General features: G+C 68.6%; 16 protein-coding genes. 11 read left to right on the top strand and 5 right to left on the bottom strand.

What is annotated here, in order from left to right:
- The first annotated feature begins 119 nt into the window (after positions 1-119).
- Positions 120-887 carry a phosphotransferase family protein gene (locus tag OHA18_RS35790; RefSeq protein ID WP_328999796.1) on the top strand — a complete coding sequence of 256 codons (768 nt, stop codon included), beginning with the start codon at positions 120-122 and terminating at the stop codon, positions 885-887.
- On the opposite strand, the gene pyrH is transcribed toward OHA18_RS35790, so the two are convergent.
- Positions 880-1,587, bottom strand: a complete 708-nt coding sequence (gene pyrH, locus OHA18_RS35785) for a UMP kinase (RefSeq protein WP_328999795.1) — start codon at positions 1,585-1,587, stop codon at positions 880-882. The two genes, OHA18_RS35790 and pyrH, sit on opposite strands and share 8 nt — an antisense overlap.
- 137 nt (positions 1,588-1,724) lie before the next feature.
- Between pyrH and OHA18_RS35780 the strand changes: the two genes are divergently transcribed.
- The 3 genes from OHA18_RS35780 (at position 1,725) to OHA18_RS35770 (ending at position 4,247) form a co-directional block, all read left to right on the top strand.
- Complete coding sequence (locus tag OHA18_RS35780; protein WP_328999794.1) at positions 1,725-2,462, top strand: DinB family protein; 738 nt, start codon at positions 1,725-1,727, stop codon at positions 2,460-2,462.
- 5 nt (positions 2,463-2,467) lie between these two features.
- Positions 2,468-3,052 (top strand): VOC family protein, encoded by a 585-nt coding sequence (locus tag OHA18_RS35775; protein ID WP_329006192.1) that lies wholly within the window; start codon positions 2,468-2,470, stop codon positions 3,050-3,052.
- Between the two features lie 220 nt (positions 3,053-3,272).
- The gene (locus tag OHA18_RS35770) at positions 3,273-4,247 is read left to right on the top strand and encodes a small ribosomal subunit Rsm22 family protein (protein WP_328999793.1); all 975 of its coding nucleotides are present in this window, start codon (positions 3,273-3,275) and stop codon (positions 4,245-4,247) included.
- On the opposite strand, the gene OHA18_RS35765 is transcribed toward OHA18_RS35770, so the two are convergent.
- The 4 genes from OHA18_RS35765 to OHA18_RS35750 form a co-directional block, all read right to left on the bottom strand.
- Positions 4,235-4,996, bottom strand: coding sequence for an SDR family NAD(P)-dependent oxidoreductase (locus tag OHA18_RS35765; RefSeq protein WP_328999792.1), 762 nt, complete (start codon positions 4,994-4,996; stop codon positions 4,235-4,237). The genes OHA18_RS35770 and OHA18_RS35765 overlap by 13 nt on opposite strands.
- 70 nt (positions 4,997-5,066) lie before the next feature.
- Positions 5,067-5,933, bottom strand: coding sequence for an AraC family transcriptional regulator (locus OHA18_RS35760; RefSeq protein WP_328999791.1), 867 nt, complete (start codon positions 5,931-5,933; stop codon positions 5,067-5,069).
- 16 nt (positions 5,934-5,949) lie between these two features.
- Entirely contained in the window at positions 5,950-6,369 is a 420-nt protein-coding gene (locus OHA18_RS35755) for a VOC family protein (RefSeq protein ID WP_328999790.1), read from the bottom strand.
- Between the two features lie 21 nt (positions 6,370-6,390).
- Positions 6,391-7,326, bottom strand: coding sequence for a helix-turn-helix domain-containing protein (locus OHA18_RS35750; protein WP_328999789.1), 936 nt, complete (start codon positions 7,324-7,326; stop codon positions 6,391-6,393).
- A gap of 71 nt (positions 7,327-7,397) precedes the next feature.
- Between OHA18_RS35750 and OHA18_RS35745 the strand changes: the two genes are divergently transcribed.
- The 7 genes from OHA18_RS35745 to OHA18_RS35715 all read left to right on the top strand — a co-directional run bounded on the left by OHA18_RS35745 (position 7,398) and on the right by OHA18_RS35715 (position 13,213).
- Positions 7,398-8,384 carry a saccharopine dehydrogenase NADP-binding domain-containing protein gene (locus OHA18_RS35745; protein WP_328999788.1) on the top strand — a complete coding sequence of 329 codons (987 nt, stop codon included), beginning with the start codon at positions 7,398-7,400 and terminating at the stop codon, positions 8,382-8,384.
- A gap of 67 nt (positions 8,385-8,451) precedes the next feature.
- Positions 8,452-10,023, top strand: coding sequence for a hypothetical protein (locus OHA18_RS35740; RefSeq protein ID WP_328999787.1), 1,572 nt, complete (start codon positions 8,452-8,454; stop codon positions 10,021-10,023).
- 126 nt (positions 10,024-10,149) lie between these two features.
- Positions 10,150-11,031: an endonuclease/exonuclease/phosphatase family protein gene (locus OHA18_RS35735; RefSeq protein ID WP_328999786.1), complete on the top strand. Its 882-nt coding sequence runs from the start codon at positions 10,150-10,152 to the stop codon at positions 11,029-11,031.
- On the top strand, positions 11,028-11,474 hold the full coding sequence (locus tag OHA18_RS35730) for a DinB family protein (protein WP_328999785.1): 447 nt from the start codon (positions 11,028-11,030) through the stop codon (positions 11,472-11,474). The genes OHA18_RS35735 and OHA18_RS35730 overlap by 4 nt, the downstream gene beginning before the upstream one ends.
- 53 nt (positions 11,475-11,527) lie before the next feature.
- A complete protein-coding gene (locus OHA18_RS35725; protein WP_328999784.1) occupies positions 11,528-12,286 on the top strand; it encodes a hypothetical protein in 759 nt (252 codons plus the stop codon).
- A 63-nt stretch (positions 12,287-12,349) separates the two neighbouring features.
- On the top strand, positions 12,350-12,793 hold the full coding sequence (locus OHA18_RS35720; protein WP_328999783.1) for a helix-turn-helix transcriptional regulator: 444 nt from the start codon (positions 12,350-12,352) through the stop codon (positions 12,791-12,793).
- Between the two features lie 9 nt (positions 12,794-12,802).
- Positions 12,803-13,213 carry a VOC family protein gene (locus OHA18_RS35715; RefSeq protein WP_328999782.1) on the top strand — a complete coding sequence of 137 codons (411 nt, stop codon included), beginning with the start codon at positions 12,803-12,805 and terminating at the stop codon, positions 13,211-13,213.
- The last annotated feature ends 3 nt before the right edge of the window (positions 13,214-13,216 follow it).

The raw sequence follows: 13,216 nt of genomic DNA, 5'->3' as shown, positions 1-13,216 counted from the left end.
AGATCGCATGACGGACTCCTTGACTAGACACCTGCTCGTACGACCCCGAGTACACCAACCCCCACCGGGTCGAAACAAACCATTTAGCCCATCCCTACAACCTCCCTAAGCTGACCCTCGTGCTGGACCCTGTCGCCCTCGCCTCGCCACACGTCGGTCCGATCACCCAGGTCGAGTCCGTGAACGGCTTCGCCGGCAACCAGACCTTCCGCCTGCACACGCCCGCCGGCATCTACTACCTGAAACTGAGCGCCACCGCCGCCGAGGAAGCCCAGGCCTGCACCCTCGCCCACTCCGTGAACGTCCCGGCACCACACGTGGTCGCGCTGGATCTCAACCCGCCGTACCTGATCACCGCAGAGCTCGCAGGCGTCCCGCTGCCAGCAGGTCTGCACCCAAGCACCGTTCTTCGGGAGGCTGGTGAATGTGTGCGGCGGGTGCACACGCTGGTGGATGCGTCAGCTTCTTGGGGTGAGCGGTTGCGGGTGGCGCTGGGGGACCTTGGCGTGCTCCCCACTCATCTCGCAGAGCGGCTCCGGGCGGTGTTGCCGGCGTTCGTCGAGAGTGTTGCCGGCGTGAAGCCAGTGCTGTTGCATGGCGACCTTCACCCCCGGCATCTGTACGCCGTTGACGATCAGCTGACCGGGATCCTCGACTGGGGTGACGTCATGTACGGCGATCCGCTGTTCGATCTGGCCAGATTCTCGATGGCTGGTCCGGCGGCGACGTCCGCCTTCCTCGCCGGGTACGGCGCGATCGACGTACCGGAACGAACGCTGTCCTTCTACCGCGTCCTGTGGTCGCTGATGGCGTTGCAGGCGGAGCACCGGGCCGGCGGCGACTGGTTCCAGCCGCATCTCGACACGATCGCTCGCGAGCTCAGTTGATGATTGTGCCGACCTGGGTGCCGTTGACGATCGAGGAGGCGGCGCCGGTTCGGTCGATGTCGAAGACGTGCAGGGGGAGGTGGTGGTCGCGGGCCAGGATGAACGCGGTCTGGTCCATCACCCCGAGGCCTCGATCGATCACCTCGCTGTAGCTCAGCTGGTCGAACCGCCGCGCATCCGGGTTCTTGTTCGGATCGGCGTCGTACACCCCGTCCGTGCCGTTCTTCGCGACCAGCAACGCATCGGCCTCCAGCTCCACGGCCCGCTGCACCGACGGGTAGTCGGTCGTGGTGAACGGCTGCCCGTTGCCGCAGGCAAGCAGGACGATCTGGCCCTTCTCCAGGTGCCGGAGCGCGCGGAGCCGGATGTACGGCTCGGCCAGGTTGTTGATCGGGATCGCCGTCATCAGCCGGACCCCGTGCGCCCCGAGCGCGGCCAGCCGGCCGCGGAGCAGGACCGCGTTGATGACGGTGCCGAGCATCCCGATGTTGTCCGCCTCGACCCGGTCGATGCCCCAGTCCTCGGCCCGGTTGCCGCGGAACACGTTCCCGCCGCCGACCACGACCGCGACCTGTACGCCGGTGGCACGCAGGGCGATCACCTCGTTGGCGAGGTGGGTGAGCCGGTCGCTGCTGAAACCGAACTCGGCGGGGCCGGCGATCGCCTGCCCGGACAGCTTGAGGACGAGCCTGCGGTACATGCCGCTCCGTTCGGTCAAAATGGCGGTGGTGGTCAGCCGGGTGCGACGCCGTACCGGCAGCCGCCAGCAGGTCTATCACGGACTCGGTCACACCGGACGCCTTGCGGGTCTGAACGCGCTCGCGGGAAGGTGGTCCGGTGGCCGAGTTCAAGCAGCAGGATCTGAGCAGGGCGCGGTTCGAGGATGTGCGGCTGCGGGAGGCGGTGTTCGACAACGTCGACCTGACCGGTGTCACGATCCGCGGCGCGCGAGTGGTCGATGTGTCGATCGACGGTGATATCCACAACCTGCGGGTCTGGGGCGTGGACGTCGTACCGCTCATCGATGCCGAGCTCAACCGGTTGTATCCCGATCGCCTCAAGATGAGCCCGACCGACGCCGACGGCTACCGGGAGGCGTGGGCGCTGCTCGAGCGGTTGTGGGCCGAGACCGTCGGGGCCGCTCGGGCGATGCCGGAGGAGAAGCTGCACGAGTCGGTCGATGGCGAGTGGTCGTTCATCGAGACGCAGCGGCACCTGGTGTTCGCGACGGACGCGTGGGTACGGCGGGCCTTCCTGGGCGATCCGGCTCCGTGGGACCCGCTCGATCTGCCCCACGACGAGATGCCCGACATCCCCGGCGTACCGCGCGACCGCGCCGTACGCCCGTCGCTGGACGAGGTACTCGCCTTGCGGGCCGATCGGATGCGGACCGTACGGGAGGTGTTCGCCGAGCTGACCGACGAGCAGCTGACCGAGCGGACCGTGCCCGTGATCGAGCCGGGCTACCCGGAGTCGGAGAGCTTCGAGGTCAGCCGGTGCCTCGGCTGCATCCTGGGCGAGGAGTGGCACCACCGGATGTACGCCGAGCGCGATCTCGCCATACTGCGTGGGTGAAGAACATGGTGCTCGCGGACTGGCGGAAGATGGTTCAAGCGCTGCAGACGAGGTTCGTGACTGCTTCGCTGGCTGAGGGAGCGGGGTTCGTGCAGGCCGTGGGCGAGGCGTGCTCATCGGCTGATGTCGTACCGGAGTTGCGGCTCGGCGCGACGTTCGTCGATGTCTCCAGCCGGGAAGAAGCGGTCGCGCAGCAGATCAGCGCGATCGCGGCCGACCACGGACTGACGGCCGACCCGACCGCCGTGGCGCAGCTGGAGATCGCGCTGGACACCGACGATCTGCCCGCGATCGGTCCGTTCTGGGCGGCGGTCCTCACCGGCACGACCGACTCGTTCAAGGGCCACGACATCTTCGACCCGACCGGACGGATCCCGAATGTCTGGTTCCAGGGGACCTCTCCGCATCCGACTCCGCGGCAGCGGTTCCATCTGGATCTGTGGCTGCCTTCCGAGGTCATCCCGGAGCGCATCAAGGCCGGGCTCGCCGCGGGCGGCAAAGTTGTGTACGACGACGAGGCGCCGGCGTTCACCGTGCTGGCGGACCCGCAGGGCAACAAGGTCTGTCTCTGTACTTCGGCGGGCCGGTAAATAGGCCGCGCGCCGACTGCAGCTCTGCTACCGTCGGGCTGAATCCGAGGAGGTGCATGATGGCTTGCAAGGTTATCCGGTTCCGCGCCATCCCCTCCTCTGCTGCCTTCTGACAGCTCGTCTCCGGACCGGTTGGTGCGTCGCGGCGTCTGGCCGCGGATCACGTGTGCGCTGAATTCACCCAGCGCGTACTCCGTGCCGACCGAACCGGAGCTCACTCATGTCCTCCGTGGACACCCAACTTCATGCTGCCCTCGCACGTGCTCTCGACGGCGTCCCGCACCACGAGCTGCGCCGGCGGGTCACTGCGCTCTCGAACCGCTACCGCTTCGAGCAGATCGACGACTGTTCTCCCGGAATGCGTGACGACCTGGACGCTCTCGCGTACGCCGTCATTCGCATGCCGGCGACGTTCCGCGCCCTGCACGCCGCGCTGTCGGCGGCCGAGCGTCATGTCGACGCATCGTTCACCACGCACCTCGACCTCGGCGGCGGAACGGGCGCCGCCGCCTGGGCCGCCGCATCCGTTGACCCGACGATCTCCACCGAGATCCTCGAACGCCAGCCGGCCGCCATCCGCCTCGGCAAACAACTTGCCGCAGGCAACCGCTGGCGCTGGACAACCGCAGACCTCCGCCAGTGGAGCAGGCCGAGCCGGCCGGACCAGCGCGAGCCGGCCGAGTCGGTGGATCTGATCACGATCGGCTATGTGCTCAACGAGCTGTCCGCCGAGACACGGCGCACCCTGATCCACGCCGCGGCCCGGACCGCGACGACGATCGTCCTCGTCGAACCGGGTACGCCGCACGGCCATCGCCGTACCCTCGACGCCCGTGACTTGCTGCTGGAACACGGGTTCCGGATCGCCGCGCCGTGCCCGCACGAAGGCCCGTGCCCGACCGACTGGTGCCACTTCGCCGCCCGTCTGCCCCGCACCGAACTGCATCGCGTACTGAAAGACGGCACCCGCAACTACGAAGAAGAGAGGTTCAGCTACGTCGTCGCCACGCGCCATCCGGTCCGGCCAGCGCCGGCTCGGGTGATCCGCAGACCGGCCAAACCGAAAGGCCGCGTCGTACTCGATCTCTGTACGTCGGCCGGCGCCGCTCAACAGATGATCGTGCCGAAGTCGTCCGATGCATACCGCATCGCACGCGACGCGAGCTGGGGAGACGCCTGGAATCAGAGCTCGTAGCCGCCGGAGGCTTCCACAGTCTGGGCCGTGATCCAGCCCGAGTCCGCGGAGCCGAGGAACGCGATGACCTTGCCGAGGTCGTCCGACTCACCGATCCGGCCGAGTGCGGTGCGTTCGGCGATCGGCGCGATCAGCTCGGGGTGCTGGGCGAACGCGTCGTCCCCGAGGCGGGTCCGGGTCACGCCGGGAGCGACGGCGTTGACCCGGATTCCGCGGGCGCTCAGCTCCTTGGCGAGGTAGCGCGTGAGGACGATCTGCGCACCCTTCACGCTCGCGTAGACGGAGTACCCGGGCGACGGTCGCGCCGACGGGAGCGCGGACGTGCTGGTCGTGTAGACGATCGAACCGTGGTCGGCGATCAACGGCAGGAGCGTCTGGGTGAGGAAGTATGGGCCTTTGAGGTGGACGTCGACCATCTGGTCGAACAGGTCCTCGGTCGTGTCCTCGAACATCACCGGATGCTGCCCGACACCGGCGTTGCTGACGAAGAAGTCGAACGAGGTCCGGTCCCACTGGTCGAGTACGTCGGTCAGCGCGGACCTGAACTCCGCGAACGTCTCCGGGCGCGAGACGTCCAGCGGCAGCGCGACCGCCGTACCACCGTCCTTCTCGATCCGCTCGACCGTCTCCAGGCCGCGTTCGCGGCTGCCGCGGTACGTGACGACGACGGCCGTACCGCGCTTCGCGAGCTCGAACGCGGCTGCCTGGCCGATGCCGGAACTTCCGCCGGTGATCACAGCTACTTGCATAATCGTGCACAACTCCTACTGAGTGAGGAACAGGTACCTCACCAGTAGATGCGCTGCGACGGCGATTCCGTTAGATCAATTCTCGCAGCGGCTTGCCTGATCCTGCTCGATCCAGGCTCGGCGGCGTACCGAACTCACGGCGGTACTCGCGGCTGAACTGAGACGGGCTGTCGTACCCCACGGCGTACCCGGCACTCGTCACATCCTCGCCGAGCCCCACGACCCGGAGCCGCGCTTCCTGCAGCCGGATCTTCTTCTGGAACTGGATCGGGGTGAGTTCGGTGACGGTACGGAAGTGGCGGTGGAACGCCGACGTACTCATGCCGGCCATCGCGGCGAGGTCCTCGATCCGGAACGGCTCGGTGTAGTGGTTGCGGATCCAGCTGATCACGCGGGCGACGTGCGACAGGCTGCTGTCGGCGAGGCCGATCTCGCGGACCGCTGCACCTTGCGGGCTGCGCAGGAGGCGCCACAGGATCTCGCGTTGGCCGAGCGGTGCGAGGACGCGGGCGTCGTCGGGTTGGTGGACCAGGCGGAGCAGGCGGATCACCGCGTCGACCAGCTCCGCGGGCGCCTGGCTGACGCTGAGTCCGCGTACCGGCGCACCGGGCTTCTCGGCTGAGTCGAGGAGCAGCGAGGCGATCAGCTCCGGCCGCAGCTCGAGCCCGACGCCCAGACAAGGCTTGTCCTTCGACGCCTCGACGAAGTGCCCCGTCACCGGCAGATCCACCGACACCACGAGATAGTCGCCGGCGCCGTACTCGAAAACCTGCTCTCCGAGCGCCAACCGCTTCCGCCCCTGCGCCACCAACGCGAACGTCGGCGAAGCCAGCCCAGCCGTCGGCGGCGTCGGTGCCTCGACCACCGACAACAACAACCCGTCGATCGCTCCTTCGAGCCCAACGGCCCCGACGATCAACTCCCGCAACTCCGCCAATGCCGCAGTGTTCAACTCACACAACCCCGACCAGGAGGCAGAAGGGATGTCCGGCTGGGTCGGCCAGGACGTAGAGCGGCTCGTTCCCATCTGCCTCACGGTCGTACAGCAGCGTCGCGCCGAGCTCCTCGGCGCGGGCCCGATGCCGATGGAGCTCGGCGAGCGAGAGTACGGCGTAGTCGATGTGCAGCTGCATCGGCACCTCCGCCGACGGCCACGTGGACCGTGCCAACTCGTCGACCTGCTGGATCGCGAGCTGCCGGGTCCCGTCCTCGTCAACCAGGACGAGCCAGCTGGCGTCGTCCGCCGAACCGTCCGCCGGCGCCTCGTCCCCAGGCCGATACCGCAACCCCAGCAGAACCCGGTAGAACTCTGCCAATCCCCGAGCATCCACCGCATCCAGCGCGGTATGCATCCGTCGCGGGTAGCTGTCCATGCCGGCAACCCTAGTCAGGTGCTAGGTGCTGCGGAAGGAGGTTCGGTAGGTGTTGGGCGGGATGCCCACGACGCGTTTGAACTGGCGGCGGAGGGTTGTGGCGGTGCCGAGGCCGGTGGCGGTGGCTACTGATTCGATGCTGTTGTTGGTGGCCTCGAGCAACTGTTGGGCCCGGCGGACTCGTTGGGTCAGGAGCCATTGGAGTGGCGTCTGGCCGGTTACCGCGCGGAACTGGCGACCGAGGTGGCGCGGGCTGGTGTTCGCCTGCCGAGCCAGATCGGTGACGGTCAGCGGCTGGTCCAACCGCTCCTGCACCCACGCGAGCAGTTCCGCGAGCGTGTGATCGCCGCTCACCGGCACCGGCGTCGCGACGAACTGCGCCTGTCCACCGGCCCGATGCGGCGGTACGACGAGGCGCCGGGCGACCGTGTTCGCGACCGTCGCACCGTGATCGAGATGGATCAGGTGCAGACACAGGTCGACCGCGGCCGCCTTGCCGGCCGCGGTCAGGATGTTCCCGTTGTCGGTGTAGAGCACGTCCGGATCGACAATGGCCTGCGGATACCGGGCGCTCAGAGCGTCCGCATGTCCCCAGTGCGTCGTCGCGCGCCGGCCGTCGAGCAACCCGGCCGCGCCCAGAACGAACGCACCGGTGCAGAGCGACGCGATCCGTGCGCCGGACTCGTAAGCGGACCGAACGGCGGCGACCAGCTCGGCTGATGGGGCCTCGTCGATATCCGCCAGCGCCGGAACGATCACCGTGTCAGCGCTCGCCAACCGCTCCAAGCTGTCGTCCGGTTCGACGGTGAAGGGCCCGACCTGGACCGATCCCGGTCCGCACAGGCGTACGTCGTACCACTCGTCGGCCCCGGGTGGCGGGTTGCCGAAGATCTCGTACGCGATCCCGAGCTCGAAGTGCAGCAGGTGCCCGGCGGTCGCAACCGCGACAGTGTGCATGTCCGAAAGTGTACGGATGGTGTCGTTCCGGACTCTCACGCCCCCACCTCCGGTACGGCGACACTCGACCTATGAACGCTGTCGTTGTCTATGGAGCAACCGGTCACACCGGCCGGTTCGTCGTCGAGGAACTGCTGCGCCGCGGCCTCCCGACCGTCGTATCCGGCCGGAACGCGGCCGCCCTCGAATCGACCTGGGGCGACCTGGAGATCCGCCCGGCCTCGGTCGACGACCCGCAAGCACTGGATCAGGCGCTGAAGAACGCCGCCGCGGTAATCAACTGCGCCGGCCCGTTCGCCGCGACCGGGGCCCCGATCATCGACGCGGCCGCCCGGGCGGGCATCCCGTACGTCGACGTCGCGGCCGAGATCGAGGCCAACCTGTCGACGTACGCCAGGCACAGCGACACGCTCGTCGTGCCGGCGGTGGCGTTCTACGGCGGCCTCGGCGACCTGCTGGCGACCGCGGCGCTGGGGGAGCGCACCGCCGCCGACGAGGTGCACGTCGCCTACGGCTTGACGAGCTGGCATCCGACTCCGGGCACCCGGGCCGCCGGCCAGGTCTCGCACGACCTGCGCAACGGCCGTCGTCTGCGTTTCACCGCGGGCGCCCTCCAGTACCACGACGACAAGCCGGTGCCGGAGGACTGGACGTTCCCGGAGCCGCTCGGGCGGCGTCGCGTGATCCCGGAGTTCACGATGGCCGATGTCGTCACGATCCCGAGCCATCTCGCCGTACCCGAGGTGCGCACCTACATGACGGTCGAGGCCGCGGGCGATCTGTTCAACACCGACACCCCGGCGCCGACAGCCGTCGACGAGTTCGGTCGCTCGGACCAGGCCTTCGCCGTCGACGTCCGGATCCGCACCGGCGGCGAGGAGCGTCGGGCGACGGCCCGCGGGCAGGACATCTACGCGATCTCGGCGCCGCTCGCGGTCGGCGCCGTACGGCGGATCCTGGCCGGCGAGGTGCGCGCGCACGGGGTGGCATCGGCCGGCGCGATGTTCGACGCCGTCGAGTTCCTCAACGATTTACCACTGACGCTCGACCTGCCGTAAATCGATTCCCTACGGGAGAATGGTGGTCCCCTGCTGACCCGCCCACACCAGCCGGAGGCCGCCCGCCATGCCTGATATCCGCCCGACCCGCCGTGACGTGCTCCGCCTGACAGCCGCCGGCGCGGTCGCGGCAACGGGACTCACCGCGCTCCCGGCGTACGCCGATGGCATCGACTACACCGCCCGCCAGACGTTCGACGACTGGGACCGGCTCTTCCAGCAGGGCGGGCCCGGCCAGCCGGATCAGCCGAACGACAACACCAACCGCGACGGCCGGTCCGGGATGCTGGCGTGGAGCCAGTCGTACGTGCTGCTCGGGCTGGTCCGGATGTATGAGACGTACCGCGACACGTACTACCTCGATCGCCTCGTCGACAACATCGATCAGGTGCTCGCGGTCCGCGACAGCGAGCGAGGCGTGACGGACTACCGCGGTCTGTCACTGCCCGCGTGGCGCGCGGACCACCCGTACACGACGGGCTACGCGACACTTGCCGACGGCAACGGTCAGCCGCTGCTCGATCTCCGGGAAGCGCTCTCGTACGCCGAGGACACGACGATCACCGTTACCGCTGGGACTCACGCGGACACGTTCACGGTCCAACTCGTGAACACGTTCGTGAACCGCACGGTAACGCTCTCCGACCTTTCTCTCGATCCGGCCAGCCCCGACTACGCGGTGAGCCGGATCTACACGGCCGCCCCGGGACCGCTGCAGCTCACCGCCGTCGACCGAAGGCCGGCTCCGCGCGCAGGCGACGTACCCCGGCTCGGCTCGTACGAGATGCACTGCGAGCCGGTGATCTTCGCCGTTCACACCGGCATGATCACGTACCCGATCGCCAGCTTCGCCCGGATCGTCCTGAGCTCACCGATCCTGCGCCGGCGCTACCGGCGGAAGGCCGTCGAGTACCTGGCCGCCTGCCGCGAGGCCGTCGCGGTCCACGACTGGGAGTACCGCGACGGGGGCTATCTGGTCTGGCCGAAGGGCCAACCGCTCGCGTACGACGGGTGCGAGCAGCCGATCAACCAGTCGGTCGGTCTCGGTCAGACCCTGGTCGAGCTCGCACTGGCGACGGGTGATCGCGGGTACCGGCGGAAGGTCGCCGCGATGGGGCGCATGCTCGCGGGTCAGCTCACGGTCGACGCCGGCGACGCCTGTCAATGGCACTACTGGCCGGCCGGCGGTCACATCTACGAGGGATTCACCAAGACGGGAAACCCGGAGAGCGATCTCTCGATCTTCACGCCGTCCGGCGGACCCGCCCGCCAGTTCGAGGACATCAGCCACGGGGCGATCGACGTCGAGTTCGCCGTCCGGGCGTTCCATGCGCGGCTGGCGTTCACAGGTCAGGACATGGCCCGGATCGCGCGGACGTTCACCCAGAACGTGGCGACCACGGATGCCGACGGACTGCCCGCCATCCACACCACCGTCGCCGGCGGCGCGATCGGCGCGGCCTCGGTCGCGCAGCAGGCACCACGCTGGATGCAGGCGAACGCGTGGGACCCGCAGGTCCACGCACACTGTCTCGCCCTCTACAACCGCTACCAGCCGACCCCGGAACGCGACGGGCAGCAGGCGATCGGCTTCGGCTGGCTCCTCGCCAATGTCGCCTACCTGAATTGGGCCCGCTAGTTTCCTGGTGCGGTGACATAGCCTGGTGAGGTGGAGGGGACTGAGGTAGGGGTGGGGGGCACTCCGTCTCGAACGGGGCGCTATACCGGAATTGTCATCGCCGGATTGTTGCCGTGGGCATGGTTCTTGCTGCGGGACCGGTTCGGCGTGGTCACGGACGTGGCAGCGATCCTGCTGCCGATGCTGACGCTGGCCACGGCCTTGGTCGTCGGCGTCCTCGGGCGCCGGCGCCGTGCGGCCGTGGCGTTCGCGGTGTCAACGCTGCTTGTCGGGATCGTCGGTACGGTCGGGCCGTGGATCCCGCACGGGACGGGAACGGTCGACCCGAGCCGCGCAGTACGGTTCGCCGCGGCCAACATCGGCAGCGGCGAGCTCGAAGGCGCCGACAACTTGATCGCGCAGAAGGCCGACGTACTCGTCATCTCCGAGATCGGGCAACCGCTGACGGAGCGGCTGTCCGAGGCGTACCCGGAGCACGTGGCGGACTGGAACGGTCCGGCGGTCGGTGTGTTCAGCCGCTGGCCACTGACGGTGCTCGAGCAGCCGGGGCCCGATCTTCCCGGGTACATGCTCCGGGTCCACGCGCCGTCGGGCGACTTCGATCTGCTCGCGGTCCACGTGCCGAAGCCGTGGTACACGTCCGGCGGATCGTCGTACGACGCACCCGCGGACTCCGTTCCGTACGAGACCACCGTCGCCAATCACCATCGGCTGATCGAGCAACTCGCCCTGCGTGCGGCGCGCGACGACCACCCGCTCGTGATCTCCGGCGACCTCAACACGACCGACCGCGGCCGCGACTACCGGGTGCTGGCTGATCCGCTCGAGGACGCGATGCTGAACGGCTGGGGCCGGCCGTCGCAGATCGCCAGATGGGCCGCCCTGTTCGTCCGGATCGACCACCTGTTCATGAAGCCGGGCTGGTGCTCGGACGACACCGGCTGGTACCAAGTACCGAAATCGGATCACCACGGTCTCGTCGCAACGATCGGCCCCTGCAAGACATGACTGAACTCGAACAGCTGGTGGAAACCCTCGACGGCCTGCGGGCCGGCGTACTGAAGAAGCTGGCCGGCCTCAGCGAGGCGGACGCGCGCCGCAGCACCGTCGGCTCCGGGACGAACGTGGCCGGCCTCGTCCAGCACCTGACCTTCGTCGAGTCCCTCTGGATCGAGGAGATCGCGGCCGGCGGCAAGGCCTCCCGCGGCAAGCGCTCCATGCAGGTCGACCCCGATGTGTCCCTCAAGACGCTGCGCGCCGACTACAGGGCCGCCTGCGCCGCCTCCAACGAGATCATCGCGAAGCTCGGCGACCCGGAGACCCCGGTCACCCGCAACGGCAAGACCCACAACCTGCGCTGGGCCCTCCTCGCCGTCATCGGCGAAACCTCCCGCCATGCCGGCCACGCCGACATCATCCGCGAACAGCTCGACGGCACCACCGGCCGCTGACCCACCCGTGTGACATCTTGTCGTCGCCGATCTGGGACTACCGAAGGACGCCGATGTCACAGCCGCACGTCGAATCAGGCTCGCACCGCAACCCGTCCGAGGACGCCTGGTGGCGCCGGGCGCTCGATGCCACTGGCGCTGCGATGCAGCTTCGCGCGTACGAGAAGGACGGGCAAGAGGTCACCTGGTCCGACGCGGTGATGAACGCGAGCGCCGCGGTGAGCATGGGATGGCGCCAGAACGAACGCTGGGCCGACCTCCCGAAGGGCCCGCTCGGCGACCTCTCCGACGGGTTCGCCCAACGGCTCGCCGAGGAGTACATCCGCCCCGACAACGTCGGTCATTGGATCGACAACACCGAATTCCTGCCGAACGTGCGGGCCTACATGGCCCGGGGCGACGTCGGCGAGACGCTGACGGCGTCCGCGACGTCGATCGTCGAGGCCGCGGACCGCGGAGCGCCTGGGGAGTATCGCCGGCCCGATCCGGACAAGATCGCCGACGTACGCAACGCGATGAGCCAGCGTCTGCTCGAAGGCCGGTACGAAAGCTCGCCTGCCGTCGGCGACGAGGACCAGAACTTCGCCTACCGCCTCGGCTACGCCACGGCGGACGCCGGGGTCAAGGCGATGAACGCGACCCTGGAAGCCGGCAACGACAACGACCTTGCGCGGAGCGTCCAGCACACCCTCGGGGCACAGCCCGCGCCGCGAGCGGCAGCGGCAGGCGAACGAACCGGCGGCGCAGGGGCGCGGCCTGCGAGCGCCGGCCCGGCCGCGACGAAGCAGTCCGGCACGGTGGCCGGTCGCTGATCCGCCGGCGGTCTGCCGGCCGGCCGAATGACTTCGGTTGGCTGACATGGCAGGATCTGTACGGTGAGTAGCGGTACGGCGGACGAGCAGCGCCTGGCGGATCTGGCGCGGCTGCGGCGTGTGAAGGACCGGATCGACCGGGACTACGCCCAGCCGCTGGACGTCGAGGCGCTCGCCCGTGGCGCGCACATGTCGTCCGGGCATCTGAGCCGCGAGTTCAAGCGCGCCTACGGAGAGTCGCCGTACGGGTATCTGATGACGCGGCGGATCGAGCGGGCGATGATGCTGCTGCGACGCGGTGACATGAGCGTCACCGACGTCTGCTTCGCGGTCGGCTGCCAGTCGCTGGGCACGTTCAGCACCCGGTTCGCCGAGCTGACCGGCATGCCGCCGAGCGTCTACAAGGAGCGCGCGGCGGACGCGACCCTCGGCATCCCGTCGTGTGTCGCGAAACAGGTGACGCGACCGATCAGGAATCGAGAAGCATCTCCTACCTCCGGCACGTAGTTTGACGCCATGGAGATCAAGATTCACGCCAGCTTCCTGCCGCACACCGACCCCGAGGCTTCCGTGCAGTTCTATCGCGACGTCCTCGGCTTCGAGGTCCGCACCGACGTCGGGTACGAGGGCATGCGCTGGATCACGGTCGGGCCGCCCGGGCAGCCGGACACCTCGATCGTGCTCACCCCGCCGGCCGTCGATCCCGGGATCACCGACGACGAGCGCCGTACCATCGCCGAGATGATGGCGAAGGGCACCTACGCCACCGTGGTGCTCCAGACCGATGACCTCGACGCCCTGTTCGAGCGGCTGCAGGCGACCGACGCCGAGGTCATCCAGGAGCCGATCGACCAGCCGTACGGCATCCGCGACTGCGCGTTCCGGGATCCGGCCGGGAACCACGTCCGGATCAACCAGGCCTCCTGAAAC

It is taken from the genome of Kribbella sp. NBC_00709 (assembly GCF_036226565.1).
Lineage (GTDB): Bacteria > Actinomycetota > Actinomycetes > Propionibacteriales > Kribbellaceae > Kribbella.
Note: the sequence above shows the minus strand (reverse complement) of the source record. Positions and strands in the feature narration are given on the sequence as shown.